Here is a 21,180-nt window from a genome sequence, read left to right on the forward strand (position 1 = left end):
AGAGCGATCGTTCTAGAGTCCTGCTACCTTGTTCTGGATAGAGCGATCGTTCTAATGACTGGCGGGCCGCTCCGCCACCGCTCCGGGCACTCCCATGCCCGAGCGACGCCGGAGGGCCCAACCCGTGAAGAACCAAGGAGAGTTCCGGATGAACAGCCGGATCAGCAAGCAGTCGGTTACGGTCATCGGTCTGGGCCCGATGGGCCAGGCGATGGTGAACACCTTTCTGGAGAACGGTCACGAGGTGACCGTATGGAACAGGACCGCGAGCAAGGCCGAGGCGCTGGTGGCGAAGGGCGCCACGCCGGCTCACACCGTCGAGGACGCGCTGGCCGCCAATGAGCTGATCGTGCTCAGCCTGACGGACTATGACGCGGTGTACGCCATCCTCGAACCGGTGACGGCTTCCCTCTCCGGCAAGGTCATCGCCAACCTCAGCTCGGACACCCCGGACAAGGCCCGCGAGGCGGCCGCATGGGCGGCCGGGCATGGTGCGAAGCACCTCACCGGCGGTGTGCAGGTGCCGCCGCCGCTGATCGGCAAGCCAGGGTCGTCCACCTACTACAGCGGTCCGCGCGATGTCTTCGAGGCTCACGAGGACACTCTGAAGGTCCTCACCGACGCGGACTACCGGGGCGAGGACGCGGGTCTGGCGGCCATGTACTACCAGGCCCAGATGACCATTTTCTGGACCACCATGCTCAGCTACTACCAGACCCTCGCGCTGGGGCGGGCCAACGGTGTCTCGGCGAGGGAACTGCTCCCGTACGCCACGATGATGACGTCGATGATGCCTCACTTCCTGGAGCTGTACGCCCAGCACGTGGACTCCGCGACGTACCCCGGCGACGTGGACCGCCTGGCGATGGGAGCGGCCAGTGTCGACCACGTCCTGCACACCCACAGGGACGCGGGAGTCAGCACCGTGCTGCCGGCCGCGGTCGCCGAGATCTTCCACGCCGGGATGGACAAGGGCTTCGCCGAGAACAGCTTCTCCAGCCTGATCGAGGTGCTCAAGAACCCCTCGGCCTGAGCCGTCGCGTACGGACCGAGGTCATGCTCCCGCTCATGCCCTCGGTCCGTACGGTTCCCGGGAAAGGCGGGCCGGCCTGGCCTGTGCGGGACCCGCCGGGACCCGCCGGGGACCGTTGGGGGCCCCGCCGTGTCACGGCCCTTCGCGATGTCCGCGCCCGCGAGCAGGAGATCGGCCGGCTGCCCGGGCGTACCGGTGGCGACGGGTGCGTACGGATCACCGGACACGGAAACGACGCGGTTGTCTCAAGACCGCGTAACGAGTGGAACGCCACGGTGAACAATGTGGTCCGTACATTCATGAAGATTTCTTTACTCATTCACAACGCCTACGGGATCGGGGGGACCATCACCACGACGTACAACTTGGCCGGTGCGCTGGCCGAGCGGCACGAGGTGGAAATCGTCTCCGTGTTCCGGCACCGGGAGAGCCCGATCCGGACGCCGGACCCGCGAATACGGCTGCGCCCGCTCGTCGACCTGCGGCACGAGAAGGAACACCCGCTGTATCTGAGACCGGCGAAGGTGTTCCCCTCGTACGAGTACCGCTACGGCCAGTACAACGAGCTCACCGACCAACGGATCGAGGAGTTCCTGGGGGCGACGGACGCCGATGTCGTGGTGGGCACGCGGCCGGGCCTCAATGTGCATATCGCCCTCCAGGCTCAGGCCCGGACCGTACGGGTGGGACAGGAACACCTCACCCTGGACAACCATCCGCCGAGACTGCGCCGCGTACTGCGACGGGTGTATCCGCGCCTGGACGCCCTGACCACCGTCACGCACGCCGACGCCGCCGCGTACCGCAAGAAGATGTGGCTGCCGGGCGTCCGCGTGGAGGCGCTGCCCAACAGCGTCCCGGACCCGTCGCTCCCACCCTCGGACGGCACCGCCCCCGTCGTGGTGGCCGCGGGCCGACTGGTCCCGGTGAAGCGGTACGACCTGCTCATCGAGGCGTTCGCGGCAGTGGTGGCCGAACGTCCCGACTGGCAGCTGCGCGTGTACGGCGGGGGCGAGGAGCACGACCGGCTGAGACGGCTCATCGAGGAACTCGGCCTGTACGACAACGTGTTCCTGATGGGCGCCGCGACCCCGATGGAGGCCGAGTGGGCCAAGGGCTCGATCGCCGCCGCGACGTCGAACTTCGAGCCCTTCGGCATGACGATCGTCGAGGCGATGCGCTGCGGTCTCCCCGTCGTCAGCACCGACTGCCCGCACGGCCCGGCCGAGATCATCGCGGACGGCGCGGACGGCCGGCTGGTGCCCGTCGGCGACCGCGAGGCTCTTTCGGCCGCGCTGCTCGATCTCGTACGGGACGACGAGACGCGCCGCCGGATGGGGCGCGCGGCGCTGAAGAACTCCGAGCGGTTCGCTCCCGGGCCGGTCGTGGCACAGGCCGAGGCGCTGTTCGACGCGCTGGTGTCGGCGAGGGCGACCGGTCGTCCGGCCGCCGCGCGCACCACCGGCATCGACCGCGCACTGGTGACCGGCGGCTACGCGGCACGCGACGCCGCCTACTCGGCGGCCGGCACCATCCTCAAGACCGTACGGAAGGCCAAGGGATGAGCCCGGACCGCGACAGAAGCGTCAGCGACGGAAACCCGCGCGACGAGAACGCGCCGGGCGGGAGTGCCAAGGACGGGAGTACCAAGGACGGGAGTCCGCGCGGGGACGGGAGCCCGCGAGGGGACGGGCCCGCCGCCGAGAGACCGCGCCCTCGCGCCGACTGCACGGTGGACGGGGAGAACCGGATCACCGTACGGCTCACCACCCCGGACACGCCGAAGGCCCCGGCCTCCCGGCCCCAACTGCTGCTGCGGCTGCGCCCGTCGAAGGGACAGCCCGAACAGCTCAGGCGCGTCTTCGACCTGGAGCCGGCGCCCGGCCGGGACCGCTGGCAGGCCACCGTCGAACCGGCGCCTGCCTTCGCGGAGGGCCGGTGGGACGCCTACGTCCTGCCCTCGCCCGGCGCCCCGCGCCAGCGGCTCCTCCCCGGCGTCCGTGACCTTCGGGCCCTGGTGACGGGCCGCGCGCCCGACGGGACTTCCTCACCTCTGGCGGTCCTGGTCCCGTACGCCACTCTGGACGGCTACTTCGCCATACGCGCCTGGCTGCGCCCCACCCACGCGGAAGCGGACCGCATCCGTGTCGCCAACGGCGCGATGACGGTGCGGGGCCGGCTCTTCGGCGCCGAACTGGGCACCGGAGCGGCGGTGTTGCTGCGCCGCCGGGGAAAGGGCGGCATCACACGGGAGGTGGAACTGACCGCGGAGGGCGATCACGCCTTCTCCTTCACCGCCGGCTACCGGGAACTGCTGAGCACACCGGGCGCCGGTGCGGGCCCGGCGGTCTGGGACGTGTTCGTACGCCCGTCCGCGGACAGGCCTCCGGTCCGGACGGCCCGGCTCCTGGACGATCTCGCGGACCGCAAGAAGGTTTTCGTGTACCCGGCCACGGCACTCGACGGCCTGAACGCGCGCCCCTACTACACGGTCGACAATGAGCTGTCGGTGGAGATCACGGCAGGCTGACCGGGCGCAGGCGCAGGCGCAGGCGCAGGCGCGGGCGCGGGCGGGTTGCGCGTTCCGGGGGCTTGTGGCCACCCCGGGCGCCGCACACCGCACTGCGCGTACGTCACTTCGGCTGTCGGCGGGCGGGGGGAGCGAGTTCGTCGGCGGTGACCAGCCAGGGGCCGAGGTCGAGGACGCACTCCACGCCCATCCGGCCGTGGCGGACTGCGCCGTGGTCGGTGTGCCCGACACGCGGTGGGGTGAGGTTGGCCGAGCGGACCTGCCTGCCCCGGCGGAGTTCAGATCCCGGTGGTGGGATGTTCCGGGCACCCACAGGAGCGGCGGTGCATCAGCTGGGGTGCGAGTCGCTCGGCGCGCGGGGCGGTGTACGGGTGTGCGAGGCGGTCGAGCAGCATCCGTACGGCCCCTTCGCCCAGAGCCGCACAGGGCTGGGCGAAGGCGGTGAGCGGCGGGGTGAACAGGTCGGCGCCCGGCGGATCCTCATAGGAGACAAGGGCGATGTCCCCGGGGATGGACAGGTCCGCCCCGCGCAGTGCCCGCATGCTGCCGATGACCATGGCGTTGTTGCCGACGACGAGGGCGGTCGGCGGGCTGGGGACGGCGAGCAGGCGCTCCGTCGCGGCACGGCCGCCGGGGATGTCGGAGCGTCCCTCCGCGACGAGGGAGGCATCGTAGGGCAGCCCGGCGCGGTCCAGGCCGGCGCGGTAGCCGGTCAGGCGCTCGCCGGTGGTGCCGAGACCGGCCGGCCCGGTGATCATTCCGATCCGGTGGTGGCCCAGACCGGTGAGGTGCTTGACGAGTGAGGCGGTGCTCTCCTCGTTCTCCGGGCCGATTCGATCGAAACGGTGGTCGACGAGGCGATCCACCAGCACCGTGGGGGTCTTCGAGGCCGCCAGGCAGTCCAGGGTGCGCGCGGGATCGGTGGAGGGGGCCAGCACGATGCCGTCGACGCGCCGCTGGAGCAGACCGCGGACCACCTGGAACTCGCGCTCGGGCTCATCGTGCGAGTCGGCGAAGAGCAGAGTGTGTCCTGAGCGTCCCGCCGCCCGGTCGACGCCGCCGAGTACTTCGGCGAAGAAGGGGTTGGTGATCGCGGAGACGACCACGCCGATGGAATCGGTGCTGGAGGTGGCCAGGGCGCGGGCGAGTGTGTTGTGGGTGTAGCCGGTCCGGGCTATCGCCTGCTCCACCCGCTGCCGGGTCTCCGCGCGGACCTGCCGGGTGCCGTTCACCACGTACGAGACCGTGGCGATGGACACGCCTGCCACGCGGGCGACCTCTGCCATGGTCGTCAAGGGTTTCCTCGGTTCACGGTCGTGGCCACATCGCTCGGTGGCGGCATGTTAACCGCTTGGATCGGGTCGGGCCAGGGCTTGCTAAGCGCTTAACCCGAGGTCTAGCGTGGCGGACGTACCGGACACCTCTTCCTGTCCCGGACGACCTCCGAATTCCCCCTGTTCCCCTCCGCGTTCGCTCACCACCGCGCCGGGTCACCTCGCGCATGACCGTATGGGAGTCGTCACATGAAAGCCGCCGCCGTCGCCAAACCCTGGAGTGGCGAGCCCGGCGACGTCCCGGAACCCGCTCCCGGCCGGACGGCACGGTGGTCCCGGTGACGCATCCTCACCACACCGACTCGCCCGGGCAGGGCACCCGCGACGTCCCCGAGGAGACGGCCTTCTCCACACTGCGCGACCGAGCCCGCGCGCTCGCGGAATCCGGGCAGCGGGCGATTCTGGGGATCGTCGGGGCACCCGGTTCGGGAAAGTCGACCCTGGCTTCCCACTTGGCCGCCGCCCTCGGCCCCGACTCGGCCGTTGTGGTGCCCATGGACGGCTTCCACCTGGCCAACAGTGAACTGAACCGGCTGGGCCGTCGGCAGCGGAAAGGCGCACCGGACACCTTCGACGCCGCGGGCTACGCGGCGCTTCTCCGCCGGCTGCGCGACCGCACGGAGGACTGCGTGTACGCCCCCCAGTTCCACCGCGAGTTCGAGGAAGCCATCGCGGGCGCCGTCCCCGTCCCGGCCGGGGTGCCCCTGGTCATCACCGAGGGCAACTACCTGCTGCTCGACGACGGGCCCTGGGCGGGCGTCAAAGCACTCCTCGATGAGGCGTGGTACGTCGCCACCGATGAGGAGATCCGGCTGAACCGGCTCATCCAACGGCACGTCGCCTATGGCAAATCCCTCGCGGAGGCCCGCGCGTGGTCGCTCGGCAGCGACCAGCGCAACGCCGACCTTGTCGCGGCCACTCCGCACCGAGCCGACCTGGTGTTCTCCCCGCCGCCTCTTGACCGGATGCCGCTTGAACCGGTGACGATCGACCAGGTGCCGAACCGCACGGAGCCCGACTTCTCCGCCGGGCACCATCCCTCGGACGAGTAAGCCCGAGGGTGGTGCGGCGTCACCGTCACCCGTGCTCGGTCACGGTCCTCGCTCGGCGCGAGCGACGATGGTGGGGTGACGGCACGGTCATCGGGCTGTTGCCCGGATTCGGGGAGGCCGCGACCGCATGAGTTGCGGTGACGGAATTCCGTCGGGACCGTTACCGCCCGGGGTGGCCGGTCCGGGGTCTTGAGGCGGGCCAGCAGCAGATCCACAGCCGTTTCGGCCAGGGTGGCGGCGTTCTGGGCTACCGCTGTGAGCTGCGGGTCGAACAGCTCGGCCCACTCGAAGTCGTCGTAGCGGACGAGCGCGAGGATGCGGAACGGATCGGCTACGGCGGCGGATCGGCAAGGCGGCGTACCGGGGAGCGAAGTCGCCTTGGTCCCGGCGCGGCGGCGACCGGATCCACGGGGCGGCATACGTACGGCCGCGGGAAACCGTCCGCTGCCGTACGTACGCCAGACCCCTACTGGGTCTTGGCCAGGTGGGTCCGGAAGAAGTCGGTCAGCTTGGTGACGGCGGGGCCGACGTAGGGCTCCTTGTCGTAGAGGTCCACGTGGCTGGCGCCATCCACCCAGTGAAGTTCCTTGGGACCGCGGGCGCTCTGGAAGGCTTCGACGCTCATCCAGGAGGTGGCGGCCTCGCGGCCGACGATGAGCAGCAGGGGGCGCGGCGCGATCAGACCGACGAAGCGGAACGCGTCGAAGAAGGCCATGCGGTCGACGCTGGACCAGGTGAAGGACCGCGCCGAGCGTGGGTGCTGGGCGCGGGGCGTGCGGTAGTACTCGAATCCCTCCGCGCCGTGCTCGCCGCCCATGGCCTCGGCCTCCTCGGAGGTGTCGGGGAAGAGCGGGAAGGTCGGGACGCCCCCACCGCGGGCCTCGGCGGTGCGGGAAGCCGCGGCCGCGTCAAGCATGGTCTGGAAGACGGCCGGGTCCTGGGCGCCGTCCGCGCCGACGCGGAACTGGCGGGCGATGTCGACGGCGGAGACGGCGCCGACGGCCTTGACGCGGTGATCGGACGCGGTCGCGGTCAGGACGTATCCCCCCGAGGCGCAGATGCCCAGTGCCCCGATCTGATCGGGGTCGACCTCGTCGCGGGTGGTGAGGAAGGAGACCGCGGCCTTGATGTCCTCGACCCGGTGGGCCGGGTCCTCCAGACCACGCGGCTCGCCCTCGCTCTCGCCCTGGTACGCGGCGTCGAAGGCGAGGGTGACGAAACCCCGGTCGGCCAGACGCCGCGCGTAAAGGCCGGCGGTCTGCTCCTTCACGCCGCTGCCCGGGTGGCTGACGACGATCGCGGGGCGGGGGCCTCCAGGCTCGCCATCCGGTGTGTACAGGTGTCCGGCGATCTTGATACCGTCGCTGGGGAAGCTGATGTTGGTCCTCATGGTGGTGCTCCAGTCACGTAAGTAAAGTGGGGGAGCGGGCTCGCGGTGGGGCGGGCTCCGGTGGCCGCCTTGCTCGCGGCCACACATCAACGATGAAGTCGGTGGTCCGGGGGTGCCAGGGACGACGTTGCCTATGGAAGCCAGTACCTGGCTCGTCGTTGGTTCGCGCCGGCCCCTGGAGCCGGGAACCCTTCCGAGCCGGGGGACCCTTCCATGAGGACGGACGTAACCTTCGCCGGCGTCGGCCTGAAGCCCGTCGGCTACCTCCGCGCCCCCGACGGCGACGCCACCGGTCCGCGTATCGATCGCGGTGTTCATGGGCCCGACCGGGTTTTCCGCACACCGGCCAACACGGCCGGCGGTCCCTCGCCGCCGGCCCCGAAACCCGCACAACCTGAAAGAGTACAGCGATGACGATTCCTACCTGTGTCCTGGCCAGTGAGGGCCTACGCTCACACACCACACGCGGTCATGATCCGGACAAGTTCGCGGAGATGGGGTCGCTGACGAAGGTGGTGACCGGCACCATCCTCATGCGACTCGCCAACGCCGGCGTGGTGAGCGTGGACGATCCGATCGACGCGTGGCTCCCTGCCGCACCAGGAACGAAAATCACGTTGGCCCAGCTGGCCGACCACACTTCCGGATTGCCGCGCCTCCCGCCGGACGTCGGATTCCGCGATCCCTACAGGTCCTTCACCGATGACGCCCTGCGTGACCTCCTGCCGAGCCTCGACACCCTCACCGTCCGCCCGCCCGGCGAGACCGAGGAGTATTCGAATTTCGGCTACGCGATCCTCGGAGCCGCACTGGCCGCGGCGACGGAAAGCCGTTACGAGGATCTTGTCGCCCAGCACTTCCTGGCTCCGCTCGGCCTGGAACCCGGATCGATGACACCCCATCCTCCCCAACACCGTTCACTGCGAAGGGGGTTATTGGGCCGCACGATCACTCCGTGGACGCTGAGCGGTGCGATTCTTCCCGCTGCTGGGCTCTGGGCCACCCCTCGAACCATGACGGCCCTGCCGCGGTTGGTCACCGACCGTCTCCTCGGCGACCCGGCACCGACCTGGAGGCGAATAGGGCCGATGGTGTGGCACAACGGCGCTACACGCGCCTCCTCGGTGTTCGCCGGAGCACTTCCGAACGGGCGGTGGATCCTCATGCACCGCCTGCACGGATCCCCGTCCAAAACCGACAGGGCCGCTCTTGGGTGGTCCAGCGCCGGGTGACACAACGAGAAGCCCGCCCGCCAGGCGGTCGCCGACTGGACGCCCTCATCGAGGGCCTCGCCCTCCACCGTGCCCTGGACAGCGAACCGCACGACCGCGCCCTCACCGTGGAGGCGATCACCCGTATCACCGCGGACACACCGCGCTGAGGCGGTCACCCGTACGGCACGGAAATCTGACGCCGTGCCGCGCGGGGCTCCACTGACGCGCCGGGAGCCGGCTTGCCGGCCACCGGTCAGCGATGGCTGAGGACGCGAGCGAGCTGGGTGAGCGCGGCCGGCCCGTCGGCCTCGACCGGCGTGAGGACGACGCTGGTCGCCCCCGCCCGATACCGGGCCGCAACGCGTTCGCGGACCTGGTCGGGTGTTCCGGCGAGGGTCAGCTCGGCGACCCACTCCGCCGGCATGGTGGCAGCGAACTCCTCCGGGCCGGTACATTTCTGGCGGTGACGGGCGAGTTGGTCGGCGAACGGCATAGCGGCCAGGTGAGGCGCCCAGTCGGGCTCCCCGATCCATGTCAGGCCCGCACGCGCCCGCTCCAGAGCGGCGTCGGAGTCGTCGTCGACCACGGCGACGTCATAGGCGATCACCTCGACACCCGCCGTGCCCGGCGTCGTGCCCATGTGACCGAGGGCCGCGGCGATGTACGCGGGCGGGCACGGCTCGGCCAGCAGGACACCATCGGCGGTCCGCCCGGCGACTTCCAATGATTTGGGACCCCGCACACCGAGTACGACCGGCGGAACGATGTCAGGAGTCTCGCCGATGACGACTCCCTGGATCGTCACGTACCGGCCGTTCATGGGCCCCGGCTCACCGCGCAGCAGTGCGCTGACCGCGGTGGCGTATTCACCGATGAAGGTGAGCGGGCTCGCCGTCCACGCTCCCGACTGGCGCATCCACACCGGCATGCCATGCCCGATACCCGAGATCAGCCGTCCCGGAAAGAGCTGCGCCAGGGTCGCCAGCTCCATCGCGGCGAACGCGGCGTTGCGCGCGCCGGCGGGCATGATGCCGATCCCGACGACGATGCGTTCGGTGGCGGCCAGCACCGCACCAGCCTGGGCGACCCCGCCGCGGAAGCCGAGATCTTCGACCACCCACAGTTCGTCGAAGCCAAGTTCCTCCGCCCGGCGTGCGAAGGGCAGCACCTGTGCGGCCGGTAGATCGCGGGGAAGCATGACACCTACGCGCTCTCGGGCCAGTGGTGTGCTCGGCACAGTCATGAGAGGCAACCTTCCTTGGGTCGAGCGGCCGCTCGGTGGGACCGCCCGTGGGGATGTTCTTCGGTCAGATCAATCGTCAACGGCGCCGGTCGATCGGTGTGGTCGGAACCACGCCGTGAACCGAACCCCCTCCTCGGCCCACGGCGCCAGTCACCGGCGGCGCTTTTGCAGCACACCGGCGAGCAGCACGACGAGCAGCCCGGCGGCGGGTACGACCAGCAGGCCCATGCGCAGACTGGTCGCATCGGCGATCAGCCCGACGATCGGTGGGGAGAGCAGGAAGCCCAGACGCATGAGCCAGGAGACGATGGTCAGCCCGGAACCCGGGCGGAGGCCGGGCAACTCGTCCGCCTCGTGCATCGCGGCGGGCACCAACGTGGCCACCCCGAGCCCGGCGGTGGCGAATCCGAGAATCGTCCCGGGCACCGTCGGAACGGCCAGTGCCAGGCCCATACCCGCCGCGGCGACGAGACCGCCGACGCGGGCCACGGCGCGCTGACCGAACCGGTCGACGAGCCGGTCGCCGATGAGGCGCCCGATGAACTGGGCGCCCACGAGCGCGATGTATCCCGAAGCCGCCAACGCGACCGACGCGTTCAGCGAGTCCGACAGGTAGACAGCGGCCCACGAGCTGCCCGCATCCTCCACGAGCGCGCCGGCCGTGGCGATCAGCACCAGCGCGCCCAGCACGGGAAGGGTCCGCGGTCCTCTCCTGGAGCTTCCCTTCCGCCCCACGTCAGGGACATCGTCGTCCTGGTCCACGGCGGGCTCGGTCTCATGGCCGGGCAGACAGAACCTCGAAGCGGTCAGCGCGGCGATCGCGAACACGACCGCCGAAACGCCCAGATGCACTCCCCGCGACAGCCCGAGCGCGATGGCACCGGCGGCCATCGCGCCACCGGTGACGGCACCGATGGACCAGATCGCGTGGAAGGAGTTGATGATGGAACGCCCGTAACGGCGCTGGACCCGGAGGCCGTGCTCGTTCTGGGCGACATCGGTGATCGCGTCCATCGCTCCCGCCAGGAACAACGCGCCCGCGAACGCCAACACCGAAGAAGTCAGCCCCGCTGCCAGAATCCAGAACCCGGTCAGGATTGTGCCGGTCACCGCCACCCACGCCGAGCCGAACCGGCGAATGAACACCCCGGCCGCGAGCCCGGCCACGATCGCACCGGTAGGGAACGCCGCGACCGCCAGTCCGTAGGCGGCGTTACCCATCCCGAGTTCGGCCTTGATCTGCGGATATCGCGGCAAGAGATTGGCGAACAACGCCCCGTTGGTGAAGAACAGCACACCCACCGCCACACGGGCCCGCCGTTCGGTCAGACCCGGCCGGGGCGACATGACAAGACTCATGCGCACGAGCCTATAGCCAAAGCGTACGAACGTACACTCCCCGTTGCGGGCACCTCCTCACGACCCGCGACCGACCGTCGGAATCCCGGACCCACGCGGCGGCGGCAGAGGCCGGTGGTCGTATCGACCACTCCTATCCATCAGCGGGAGCAGATCAGGGCCGGGAAGTTCGCGGCCGAGGGACCTCTGGGGCGCCGCGGGGCGATGGGGCTTCACCCCCCTGCCGGCAGGCGCAGATCCGTACAGCCGTGGCGCTTGGCCGACCGCTCCGCGAACTCCCGGAACGCGGGCAGCCCGAAGGTCTCCTCGCCCTTCTCTCCGGGGAGCCACACGGTGGCTGCCTCGGATGGCACGAGCCCGGAGAACAGGGCGCGCTCGGCATCGCCGGGGCACCGGGCGCTCGCCCACATCGCGCCTCCGGCGACTCCGGCCTCCGCGCGCGTGCTGAGGCTGTCATGGCCCGGCTTGGGCAGCGCGTACGGGCCGAAACGCGCAGAGAAGGAATACGTCGCGTCGAAGTAATGCGAGGCCCCGACCTCACAGCGCTCGTACAGGCTACTGGCGCCGGCCACGGTCTCCTCGACAGTATCCAGCCGCTGGTCACGGGCGAAGGGAAGGCCCGCACAGGTGCCGTCCGCTCCCGCGATCGACTCGGGCCCGGAGTGCGCGGGCAGCGCCCGCAGGGCCTTGCCTCCCTCGGCCTCGCAGCCCCATCGCGCCGCGGCCTTGACGGCCGTCGCCGTAGCGAACCGGCCCCAGTACAGGTCACTGTCGAGCCACCCGGTGTCCTGCTCCAGCCGTTCCTCGGAGAAATACGAGCCGACCGTCACTGAGACGAGGTCCTCATTCCCCCGGCAACTGAGCAGGACCCGGACCGAATCGCCGTCGGCCGCACCTCGCCATCCACCGGTCAGCGGCACGGGCAGCAGGCTGCCATTGAAGGGCGGCAGGATCCGCTCCAAGTCCTGGTCCGGGTACGTGTCGGCGCGAAGCAGCGCTACGGTCACCTCCGTCATCGCTTCGCCGAGCATGCAGAAGCGCGCGTCAGGACCGAGGGCACTGTCGGTCCGCAGCTCCGCGTAGGGCCCCAGGCCCTCGAACAGAGAGCTCTTCTCGTAGGCCAGCACACCCCCGCAGTAGGTCTCCATGGCCTCCTCAAAGCGCCAGCGGGCCGCGGTGTCACTCTCCCGCCACCAGATCCAGGCCGCCAGCAGCCCGAGGATCAGTACCCCCGCTGTCCACGCCGTCCACCGGACCACTGTCGTACGTACCATGCCCGACCTCACTCCCCCTTGTTCTCCCGACCAGCCCATCCAGTGGTCGGCATTGACGTGCCCCTGTCCCGTTCGAACGCCCAGGCTATGACGAGGCACGATGCGTCATGACACCACCATCGACACATACGCGTTGGACGATCCCAGATGGCAGGACATCGTCCGGAGCGGCTTGACGTCGGCCTCGGCCAGGGGCAGTCGCGCGCGTTGGTAGCGTCGGCGTGTGCCGTGCCGGCCGGTGCGGATACCGTTCTACCGAGAGAGACTTGATGTCCCCGACGATCCGCAGGGCCGTGATCCCCGCCGCCGGACTGGGTTCCCGTCTGCTGCCCCTGACCAAGGCCACCCCCAAGGAAATGCTGCCGGTCGGCGACAAGCCGGTGATCGAGCACACCGTTCGCGAGCTGGTGAACTCCGGCATCACCGACATCACCATCGTCGTCTCCGGCGGCAAGAGCCTGATCCAGGACCACTTCCGGCCCAACCCCGCGCTCTGCGCGCAGCTGCGGGAAGACGGAAAGACGGGGTACGCGGACGCGGTGGAGGAGGTTGCCGAGCTGGCCCGCCGCGGCCACATCACCTACCTCGACCAGCACGGACCGTACGGCAACGGCACCCCTGTGCTGAACGCCGCCCGGTCCTTCGGCGACGAGCCGGTGCTGGTGCTGTGGCCCGACGACGTGTTCGTCGCCGAGGTGCCCCGCGCCCAGCAGCTGATCCGCGCCCACGAGCAGACCGGCTGTCCGGTACTGGCCCTCATGCCGATGGACCCCGACCACTCCCAGCGCTACGGCGTGCCGATCGTCAAGGAGGACCTCGACAACGGCCTGCTGCGCATCACCGGCCTGGTCGAGAAGCCCGAACCGGCCGACGCGCCGTCCTCGTACGCGGCCATCGGCGGCTACGTGATCACCCCTGGCATCATCGACGAACTGCGTGAGCAGACCCGTCTCTGGTACGACCGGCGGGAAGGCGAGATCTATTTGACCGACGCCATCAACGCCTACGCGGCCAGTCGCGCGGTGTACGGGCAGGTCATCTCCGGCAGTTGGTACGACACCGGCAACCCGGCCGACTACCTCGTCGCCCAGATGGCCTTCGCCCTCGCCCATCCCGAGTACGGGCCCGTCCTGCGCGGCCTGGTGGACGAACTCGACGGCGGCCGCCCCGACTTGGCCGCGAACATCACGGCAACGCTCTGAGAGTCACTTGAGGCGCGGGCCGGACCGGTGTGTCGCGGGTGATGTGCGTGGTGCGCGCCGGTCCGGCGCGCCGGTCTCCCGCGAGGCACCGCTCGTCCGGTCCGGCCTCTGCCCCGGCGGTGTCCTTCGACGGTGCGGGGACCCCAGCCGTCATGACGGGGATCCCTGTCATGACGGCGGGCGGGTGGCAGCGCCGAGCGGGCTCGTCAGCCGTCCTGGCTCGGTGTCCGCTCCTCTTCGGACGGCTGGGGCCGCAGCTCGGCGAAAATGACCCCGCCCCGGCTCGGGGTGAGGTCCAGGGCGGCGAGCACGGAGGGCAGCGTGAGGCTGGGCAGCAGGTGCCGCAGCAGGGCCGAGGTCCGGGCCAGCAGATCCTGGTACTCGCATACGGCCTGCGACATGGCCTGGACACCGGCGAACGCCCCCACCGTGACATCCGCGGTCTCGGCCGTCGTGACGTGGGGCAGTAACTCGCCCTGGGCCTTGGCCTTCTCCAGCAGTTCGCCGACGATCTCGCCCCAGCGCAGGAAGGGGCCGCTGCGGTCGACCCCGTGAGCCAGCTGGTCGAGTGACAGCCGGACCCCCGCCCGGACCATGGGGTCGGTCTGCAGCCGGTAGGCGTGCAGCAGCACCGTGTCCACGAACTGCTGGGTCTTGCAGGCGCGGTCCGGAACGGGGAGCCACTGATCCTGCTCACGCAGCACGCCCTGTGCCAGGTGTTCCTTCGAGGGGAAGTGGAAGTACAGCGCGCCCTTGGTCACCCCGGCCTCGGTGAGTATCTCGCTGATGGTGGCCGCCTGGTAGCCGCGCGCCTCGAAGACCTTGGCCGCCGCGGTCAGGATGGTGTGGCGGGTACGGATCGCTCGATCCTGCTTCGCCATGTGGGCCTCCTCCGAATCGATGAGCCCCAAAGGGCCAGAAAAAACCGTCCAGAATGTATCTTACTGGGCGGTCTCCTTGGCCGTGCCGGTTTCGGATTCACACGAAACCGGCAGAGCGGAAGGACGGAACACGGTCATCGGCGAGCGGGGGAGGGGGAAGGAATGAGCGGACGCGGGTGCGGTGACGCCACTCGGTTCGAGCCGTCGCGGCCGGCCTTGTGGGTACGCCCCGAGTGCATGTTGCACTCATCCCTGGAGGCAGGGCCGCGCACTGTCCGTATGTGGCAGAATATTCCCAAAGTCGTTGTGAATGGGGGGAGTTGGGGATGAACTGAGTGCGGGACATCGTCCGGACGGTGGTCGCAGAGCATGCGGCGCACGAACTGCCCCTCGTCGAAGGACTGCTGCGTTTCGACGACGAGCGTGCGGTCCGGGGTCCTCGGTGGACAGGGGCGGCGCGGGGAGCCGCTCGGGTTCGGGTTCGCCGAGGCGGCCGCGCTTGTCACCCCTGTCGTCTGGCTGGTGCTTGACCAAGTCGCCCGCCGCGGGCTCGATGTCGCCACCGAGGGCCTGATGGAGCGGTGGAGCAGACGGGTGCGTGGGATCCTGCGTCGTGGGGCGGGCGAACCCCCGGTGGAATTACCGACGTTGGGCCGCGCCGAGCTGGCCCTCGTACGGGAACGGATCCTGGAACGGGCGGTGGAGCGGGGGATGGACCGCGCGGAGGCCGAGGCGCTGGCGGACGGTGTGATCGCCCGGCTGGGCTCCTGGTCGACGGCCTGCTGGGCAGAGACGCGTCCCCCTTCTGGCCCGGGGCGGCCTCCATGGTCACCTACTCCCTGTTGTCAGGACTCCTGCTGGTAGCGCTGGTGCATCTGGCGCGTGCGGACCTGTTGCGCCGCCGGGAACTCCATGCCGACGTGCAGGCAGTCGCATGGGGCGCCCACCGGCGGCTCATCACAGCGCTCCGCCGTGGAGAACCAGAGATTCACCGAACTCTTCGACGCCACGCCGACGGCGCGGGTCGCGAAGGTACGGGAATGGCAGGCGACGGCATGGCTCACCAAGGGCGGTCTCGACCGGATCGAAGGCATCGGCGGTGCCTTCACCGCGCTCGGCGACGCCCTCACCGAGGCTGCCGAACAGAAACCGGACGCCAACGGGAAGATCCGTCTGGACGAAACGAAGTTCAGTCGTCTCTGCGGCACTCTCGGCGGACGGGCCGAGCAGGCGCAGACGTACTTTCCCGTCCCCTTCAAGGAATTGCGGCAGAACTGGTCGGATGCGCTGCGCCGGCTCCGGAGCGACAGCCGGACCTGCCAGGACGCGCTGGCCACGGGTGAGGACGCGAAGTTCGCGACGAACGCGGAACGTAGCCGGCGCTTCCAGGAGTCGCTTGACGGCATGTCCCCCGCCATGAGCACCCTCACGGACGTGCTGGGGAAGCTCCGTACGATGCTGCCGCCGTCCAAAGACGGATCCTGAAGTGGTGTTGACGTCCTCGCGTACCCGACGCGGATCGGTGACCCTGTCCGTCGAAGAATGCCGGCGAGGTCGCTGGTCAGCAATCGCGCTCGCTTCCGGCGCATGTTGTCGCCGCGAGCTTCCCCGCCCGTAACCCGTCGTGCGGCTGGTTGTGTCAGCGTGAGCGGCGGGCGTTGAGCCGGGCGGCCTGGCGCGTCAGATGGTCGCGCTCGGCGAGGTTCGGTGCCTTTTGGGCCGCCTCGGCGTACAGCCGTGCCGCCGTCCCAAGGTCGCCGTCGCGCTCGTGGAGGTACGCCGCCACCGCGGCGTACCGGGGCAGTGAGTCGTCCAGCGCCGCGAGCGCCGCCAGGCCGGCGCGCGGTCCGTCGGCCTCGCCGACAGCCACCGCGCGGTTGAGCCGGACGACCGGGCTGTCGGTCAGGCGCGCGAGCTCGTCGTACCACTCGACGATCTGCACCCAGTCGGTCTCCTCGGCGGTGGGCGCGTCGGCGTGGAGTTCCGCGATGGCGGCCTGGGCCTGGAACTCGCCCAGCCGGTCGCGGGCGAGGGCCGCCTGAAGGATCTCGACACCCTCGGCGATCGCCTCGGTGTCCCACCGGCCGCGGTCCTGCTCGGCGAGCGGCACCAGGCCCCCGTCGGGCGCGGTCCGGGCCGCGCGCCGGGCGTGGTGGAGCAGCATGAGGGCGAGCAGCCCCGCCACTTCGGGGTGGTCGATCGCGGACGCGAGCTGCCGGGTGAGCCGGATGGACTCGGCGGCGAGGTCGACGTCGCCGGAGTAGCCCTCGTTGAAGACCAGGTAGAGCACGCGCAGCACGGTGGAGACGTCGCCGGGCTGGTCGAACCGTACGCCGGAGACGGTGCGCTTGGCCCGGCTGATGCGCTGCGCCATGGTCGCCTCGGGCACCAGGTAGGCCTGGGCGATCTGGCGGGTGGTCAGTCCGCCGACGGCGCGCAGTGTGAGCGCGACCGCGGACGACGGCGTCAGCGACGGGTGGGCGCACAGGAAGTAGAGCTGGAGCGTGTCGTCCACCGCGGGCGCGGGCCCGGGCGCCGGCTCCTCATCGAGGAGGTCCTCACGGCGGCGGCGGGCGGTGTCCGCCCGGGTCGCGTCGAGGAAGCGGCGCCAGGCCACGGAGACCAGCCAGCCCTTCGGGTCCCGCGGCGGCGCGGCCGGCCAGACACGGACCGCCTCGACCAGCGCGTCCTGCACGGCGTCCTCGGCCGCCGCGAAGTCGGCTCCGCGGCGGACGAGGATCCCGAGCACGCTCGGCGTGAGGCTCCGGAGCAGGGCCTCGTTCATCTGAGAGGTCACTCCGTGACGGTGGGCGGCGCGGCCAGGAACGGGCGCATCTCCAGCCACTCGTGGATCGGCTTCCCGCCCGCGCCGGGGGCGGCGGACAGTTCCCCGGCCAGCTCGATGGCGCGCTCGTAGCTGTCGACGTCGATCACCATCCAGCCGGCGATGAGGTCCTTGGTCTCGGCGAACGGGCCGTCGGTGACCGGCGGGCGCCCCTCACCGTCGTACCGGACGAACGTCCCCTCGGGAGAGAGTGCCTGACTGTCGACGAACTCGCCGGTCGCCTCCAGCCGGTCCGCGAAGTCGTGCATGTACCGCACATGGGCCGAGATCTCCTGCGGCGTCCACTGGTTCATGGGCACGTCGTTGACCGGAGCCGGAGCCCCGCGGTAGTGCTTGAGCAGCAAGTACTTGGCCATCGTGTCTCTCCTTGGTGCTGGTGCGCCCCATTGTGGTCGCGTTCACCTCGGGGACGGAGCCAGTCACGCGTTCTCGACATCGCCGCCCGTTTTTTCGCTCTCGTGGACGAGTCCGGGGGAGCCGTCGCGTGGCGATCCGGGTCTGTGGAGTGGCGCGAGCGCGAGCTCGACACGCCTCGGGGCTGTGAGTTCGAGTCTGTCTGTACACCGTTTCGAGCGGGTGGTCCGGGATCGACGGTAGGCTCGATCAACCGCGGTTAATGTGAGGGTTGAAGTGGGGCATGACAGGCCCTGGCCGGCCGTCACAGGAGAGAGCGGAGCATGGAATCACCCTTGCGGCGTACCTGTCGGCTACTGGTGGAGAATCTTGACGTGCCCTCGACCGTCACCAGCGTCCGCGACCTCCTGCCGCATATCGAGGAGGTCTCCGGACGGCCCATCCGCCTGGAGCCGCTGGAGACGACGGTCACCAACACCGCCGAGCCGTGCGGTATGTGGGTCCGCACCACAGACGCGGACCACATCTTCTACGACCCGCGGACCAGTCCCGCCCACGCGGACCACATCATCGCCCACGAGCTCGGACACATCCTGCGCGGGCACGACAGCCTGGCCGCCGCACCCGAACAGCCCGTCACCGAACGGTTTTTCAGCACGCTGGACCCGGAGACCGTACGCATGATCCTTGGCCGCACCACCTATGAGTACAAGGACGAGGAGGAAGCGGAGACCATCGCCTCGCTCCTCCAGCAGAGCATCCACCGCCCCCGGCCGGACGCCGCGGACCGGGTGGCGCGCACCCTGCTCAACAGGAGGCACCTGCGGTGAAGGAGGTCCTGCACCCCATTTCGCTGACGTTCGCCGTGCTCGGGCTCGCCCTGCTGCTGCTCCGGGCCCGGAGCTTCCGCGGTGATCCGGCCCTCGCCGCGCTCGCCGCCGTATTCGCCCTGTCCGGGGCTTCGTTCGCGGTGTCCTTCGCTCCGGTGTGGACACGGGTCGACCGGGCACTGGACGTCCCGAACGCGTCGGCCCTCATCGCGCACATCTGCGTCATCACCATGATCGGGTGTCAGCAGGTCATCCTGGCCTGCTGGGGACCGCCAGAGCGGGCCCGCCGCACCATCCTCGTCTGCGGCGCGGCCTGTGCCGCCGTGATCGTCGCCCTGGTGGTCCTGTTCGCCAATCTCACCCCGAGCGCGTCGCGGCCGGTCGGCTTCACCGCGTACTTCGTGCACACGGACGTCTACCGGGCCTATCTGACCCTCTACATCGTGGCGTACGCGGTGGGCGAGGTGTGGCTCGCGCGAACCTGCTGGCGGCATGCCCGCCGTACCAGCTCGGTGTGGGTGGCCCGCGGCCTGTACACCGTGGCCGCCGGATCAGTGATCACCCTCGGGTACAGCGGGATCCGTATCGGGGGAGTGGTCGCCTCGCTCGCCGGCGGACACCTGGACGACCTGGACGCGATCGCGTGGATCTGCGGTGATCTCGGCGCCGCCGTGGTCCTCCTGGGCTGGCTCGTGCCCACCCTCGCGCTGACGACCGTCCGGGTGCGCACCCGCCTCCGCGAGCGCGACCAGTACCGGCAGCTGGGGCCGCTGTGGGAGGCACTGCACTCCCAGGCCCCCGGCATCTCCCTCGACACGCCCCCCAGCCACGACGGTTTGAGGGACCTCGGTGTCGATCTGGGATGGCACCTCTACCGGCGCGCCGTCGAGATCCGCGACGGCCAGCGCATCCTGCGCCCCCACCTTTCCCCCGCCGCACGGTCCGACGCGGAGACACGCCACCGGGCAGCCGGACTCACCGGCCAGGACCTCACGCTCGCCGTCACCGCCGACCAGATCCGCCACGCGCTGGACGCGATGGCCTCCGGGCGCTCCCCGCAGACCGATCCCGCCGACTACGCCGAAATCCACGGCGCCACCGGCACCCCGGACGACAACCTCCGCGCCCTGCTCCGTATCGCCAAGCACTTCTCGTCCCACCGCACCGCACCCGTGCCCGTCACTACAGGAGATCACCGTTGAGCGACCTCACCCACCAGTCCGCGGTCGACCAGCTGCGCGTCCTCTCCAGCCGAGAGGCCTCAGCCCGCGAGCTGGCCGAACTCCACCTGGAGGCCATCGCCGCCGACCCGGGCTTCAACGCAGTGGTCACTGTTGATCCCGACGCGGTACGGGCCGAGGCGGACGCGGCGGACAACCAGCGGGCCCGAGGCGGCCAACTGCCGCTGCTCGGCCTCCCGGTCGTCGTCAAGGACTCGCTGGAGACCCGCGGTCTCCGCACCACGTGCGGCCTGCCCGAGCTCGCCGACCACATCCCCGACCGCGACGCGGACGCGGTCACCCTCCTGCGCCGCGCGGGCGCGATCATCCTCGGCAAGGCGAACGTGCCGCCGAACTGCCAGGACATACAGACCTCCAACACGCTTTTCGGGACCACCCCCAACCCGCACGACCGCCTCCGTACGGCCGGCGGGTCTTCCGGCGGACCGGCCGCCGCGGTCGCGGTCGGGCACGCGCCGCTCGCCCTCGGCAGCGACCTGGCCGGATCCGCCCGACTGCCGGGCCACTACTGCGGCGTCTACGCCCTGCGTCCCAGCCACGGCACCGTGCCCACCCGCGGCCACATCCCGCGCCCGCCCGGCTGGGCCACCAGCAGCGACATGCTCACCCTCGCGCCCATCGCCCGTACCGCGGCCGATCTCGACCTCGCCCTGGACGTCCTCGCCGCACCCTCACCCAGGGACGCCACCGCGTGGCGGCTCCGCCTCCCGCCGCCGCGCCACGACAAGCTGCGCCACTACCGCATCGGATGGTGGCCCGACGACCCGTTCTGCGCCGTCGACAATGAGACGCGTCAACTCCTCGACCATGTCGAGCAGTTGCTCCGCCGGGCCGGCGCCCGGCTCGACGCGACGACCCGACCGGTCGACCTGGCCACCAGCAACACCCTCTTCAGCACGCTGATGTTCGCCACCGCCTCGGCCACAGCACCGGAAGACGCGTTCGCCGCGGAGTGCGCACAGGCCGACGAACTTGCCACGGACGACCAGTCCTCGTACGCCGCCCTGCTGCGCGGACGCACGAGCCGTCACCGGTCCTGGCTCCTCGCGCACGAACAGCGCACACAGCTACGGGACGTCTGGGGCACCTACTTCGAGACCCACGACGTGCTGATCACGCCCGCCGCGCCGACGGCGGCCGTCGAGGACCAGACCGGCCTGCCGCCGGCGGAGCGGCACATCCTGGTCGACGGCCGGCGGCGGCCGTACTACGACCAGACCACATGGACGAATCTCTCCAGCCACGTTCATCTCCCCTCGGTCACCGTGCCGATGGGGCGTACCCGAGACGGCCTGCCCATAGGCGTCCAGATCATCGGGCCGCACCTCGAAGACCGCACCGTCACGCGCGTAGCCGCGCTGCTCGCTGATGCGAGGGGCCGGGACCGATGACCGACGG

The 21,180-nt window shown here is 70.3% G+C and carries 19 protein-coding genes and 3 pseudogenes; 13 read left to right on the top strand and 9 right to left on the bottom strand.

Annotated elements, in window-relative coordinates; genetic code table 11:
* Nucleotides 1-94: 94 nt before the first annotated feature.
* The 4 genes and pseudogenes from ACFRMN_RS09005 to ACFRMN_RS09020 form a co-directional block, all read left to right on the top strand.
* Nucleotides 95-1,033, top strand: a complete 939-nt coding sequence (locus ACFRMN_RS09005; protein ID WP_383015544.1) for an NAD(P)-dependent oxidoreductase — start codon at nucleotides 95-97, stop codon at nucleotides 1,031-1,033.
* A 299-nt stretch (nucleotides 1,034-1,332) separates the two neighbouring features.
* On the top strand, nucleotides 1,333-2,598 hold the full coding sequence (locus ACFRMN_RS09010; protein WP_383015547.1) for a glycosyltransferase family 4 protein: 1,266 nt from the start codon (nucleotides 1,333-1,335) through the stop codon (nucleotides 2,596-2,598).
* Entirely contained in the window at nucleotides 2,595-3,563 is a 969-nt protein-coding gene (locus ACFRMN_RS09015; RefSeq protein WP_383015549.1) for a hypothetical protein, read from the top strand. Before ACFRMN_RS09010 ends, ACFRMN_RS09015 begins: the two co-directional genes overlap by 4 nt.
* Nucleotides 3,564-3,723: 160 nt before the next feature.
* Nucleotides 3,724-3,819: pseudogene (locus ACFRMN_RS09020) on the top strand (hypothetical protein); the annotation flags it as partial.
* 22 nt (nucleotides 3,820-3,841) lie between these two features.
* Here the strand turns inward: ACFRMN_RS09020 and ACFRMN_RS09025 are convergent.
* Nucleotides 3,842-4,849 carry a LacI family DNA-binding transcriptional regulator gene (locus ACFRMN_RS09025; RefSeq protein ID WP_383015552.1) on the bottom strand — a complete coding sequence of 336 codons (1,008 nt, stop codon included), beginning with the start codon at nucleotides 4,847-4,849 and terminating at the stop codon, nucleotides 3,842-3,844.
* Nucleotides 4,850-5,175: 326 nt separating this feature from the next.
* Here ACFRMN_RS09025 and ACFRMN_RS09030 point away from each other — a divergent pair, with 326 nt between their 5' ends.
* Complete coding sequence (locus ACFRMN_RS09030) at nucleotides 5,176-5,949, top strand: nucleoside/nucleotide kinase family protein (RefSeq protein ID WP_383015555.1); 774 nt, start codon at nucleotides 5,176-5,178, stop codon at nucleotides 5,947-5,949.
* Between the two features lie 137 nt (nucleotides 5,950-6,086).
* On the opposite strand, the pseudogene ACFRMN_RS09035 reads toward ACFRMN_RS09030, so the two are convergent.
* Nucleotides 6,087-6,368, bottom strand: a pseudogene (locus tag ACFRMN_RS09035) (substrate-binding domain-containing protein); the annotation flags it as partial.
* 47 nt (nucleotides 6,369-6,415) lie between these two features.
* Entirely contained in the window at nucleotides 6,416-7,339 is a 924-nt protein-coding gene (locus tag ACFRMN_RS09040; protein WP_383015557.1) for an alpha/beta hydrolase, read from the bottom strand.
* A 410-nt stretch (nucleotides 7,340-7,749) separates the two neighbouring features.
* Between ACFRMN_RS09040 and ACFRMN_RS09045 the strand changes: the two genes are divergently transcribed.
* Together ACFRMN_RS09045 and ACFRMN_RS09050 are read left to right on the top strand one after the other, a co-directional pair.
* A complete protein-coding gene (locus ACFRMN_RS09045) occupies nucleotides 7,750-8,571 on the top strand; it encodes a serine hydrolase domain-containing protein (protein ID WP_383015560.1) in 822 nt (273 codons plus the stop codon).
* A 26-nt stretch (nucleotides 8,572-8,597) separates the two neighbouring features.
* Nucleotides 8,598-8,720 (top strand): annotated as a pseudogene (locus ACFRMN_RS09050) (TetR family transcriptional regulator); the annotation flags it as partial.
* A gap of 86 nt (nucleotides 8,721-8,806) precedes the next feature.
* Here ACFRMN_RS09050 and ACFRMN_RS09055 read toward each other — a convergent pair.
* The 3 genes from ACFRMN_RS09055 to ACFRMN_RS09065 all read right to left on the bottom strand — a co-directional run bounded on the left by ACFRMN_RS09055 (nucleotide 8,807) and on the right by ACFRMN_RS09065 (nucleotide 12,429).
* Nucleotides 8,807-9,796, bottom strand: a complete 990-nt coding sequence (locus ACFRMN_RS09055; protein WP_383015563.1) for an LLM class flavin-dependent oxidoreductase — start codon at nucleotides 9,794-9,796, stop codon at nucleotides 8,807-8,809.
* A gap of 150 nt (nucleotides 9,797-9,946) precedes the next feature.
* Nucleotides 9,947-11,155, bottom strand: coding sequence for an MFS transporter (locus tag ACFRMN_RS09060; RefSeq protein ID WP_383015566.1), 1,209 nt, complete (start codon nucleotides 11,153-11,155; stop codon nucleotides 9,947-9,949).
* Nucleotides 11,156-11,367: 212 nt separating this feature from the next.
* Nucleotides 11,368-12,429, bottom strand: coding sequence for a hypothetical protein (locus ACFRMN_RS09065; RefSeq protein ID WP_383015569.1), 1,062 nt, complete (start codon nucleotides 12,427-12,429; stop codon nucleotides 11,368-11,370).
* A gap of 269 nt (nucleotides 12,430-12,698) precedes the next feature.
* On the opposite strand from ACFRMN_RS09065, the gene ACFRMN_RS09070 reads away from it, so the two are divergent.
* A complete protein-coding gene (locus tag ACFRMN_RS09070; RefSeq protein WP_383015572.1) occupies nucleotides 12,699-13,631 on the top strand; it encodes a UTP--glucose-1-phosphate uridylyltransferase in 933 nt (310 codons plus the stop codon).
* Nucleotides 13,632-13,837: 206 nt separating this feature from the next.
* Here the strand turns inward: ACFRMN_RS09070 and ACFRMN_RS09075 are convergent, their stop codons facing one another.
* Nucleotides 13,838-14,512 carry a ScbR family autoregulator-binding transcription factor gene (locus ACFRMN_RS09075; RefSeq protein ID WP_383015575.1) on the bottom strand — a complete coding sequence of 225 codons (675 nt, stop codon included), beginning with the start codon at nucleotides 14,510-14,512 and terminating at the stop codon, nucleotides 13,838-13,840.
* Nucleotides 14,513-14,881: 369 nt separating this feature from the next.
* Here ACFRMN_RS09075 and ACFRMN_RS09080 point away from each other — a divergent pair, with 369 nt between their 5' ends.
* Together ACFRMN_RS09080 and ACFRMN_RS09085 are read left to right on the top strand one after the other, a co-directional pair.
* A complete protein-coding gene (locus ACFRMN_RS09080; RefSeq protein ID WP_383015578.1) occupies nucleotides 14,882-15,376 on the top strand; it encodes a hypothetical protein in 495 nt (164 codons plus the stop codon).
* A gap of 108 nt (nucleotides 15,377-15,484) precedes the next feature.
* Entirely contained in the window at nucleotides 15,485-15,997 is a 513-nt protein-coding gene (locus ACFRMN_RS09085) for a hypothetical protein (protein WP_383015581.1), read from the top strand.
* Between the two features lie 154 nt (nucleotides 15,998-16,151).
* Here the strand turns inward: ACFRMN_RS09085 and ACFRMN_RS09090 are convergent, their stop codons facing one another.
* Entirely contained in the window at nucleotides 16,152-17,297 is a 1,146-nt protein-coding gene (locus tag ACFRMN_RS09090; protein WP_383015824.1) for an RNA polymerase sigma factor, read from the bottom strand.
* Nucleotides 17,298-17,305: 8 nt separating this feature from the next.
* Nucleotides 17,306-17,713: a YciI family protein gene (locus ACFRMN_RS09095; RefSeq protein WP_383015584.1), complete on the bottom strand. Its 408-nt coding sequence runs from the start codon at nucleotides 17,711-17,713 to the stop codon at nucleotides 17,306-17,308.
* Between the two features lie 372 nt (nucleotides 17,714-18,085).
* On the opposite strand from ACFRMN_RS09095, the gene ACFRMN_RS09100 reads away from it, so the two are divergent.
* From ACFRMN_RS09100 to ACFRMN_RS09110, 3 genes are read left to right on the top strand one after another with little or no spacing between them, the layout of a single operon-like run.
* Complete coding sequence (locus tag ACFRMN_RS09100) at nucleotides 18,086-18,541, top strand: hypothetical protein (protein ID WP_383015587.1); 456 nt, start codon at nucleotides 18,086-18,088, stop codon at nucleotides 18,539-18,541.
* Complete coding sequence (locus ACFRMN_RS09105; protein ID WP_383015589.1) at nucleotides 18,538-19,743, top strand: MAB_1171c family putative transporter; 1,206 nt, start codon at nucleotides 18,538-18,540, stop codon at nucleotides 19,741-19,743. Before ACFRMN_RS09100 ends, ACFRMN_RS09105 begins: the two co-directional genes overlap by 4 nt.
* Nucleotides 19,740-21,173, top strand: coding sequence for an amidase (locus tag ACFRMN_RS09110; protein ID WP_383015592.1), 1,434 nt, complete (start codon nucleotides 19,740-19,742; stop codon nucleotides 21,171-21,173). Before ACFRMN_RS09105 ends, ACFRMN_RS09110 begins: the two co-directional genes overlap by 4 nt.
* Nucleotides 21,174-21,180: the final 7 nt, after the last annotated feature.

It is taken from the genome of Streptomyces sp. NPDC056835, assembly GCF_042789485.1.
Lineage (GTDB): Bacteria > Actinomycetota > Actinomycetes > Streptomycetales > Streptomycetaceae > Streptomyces.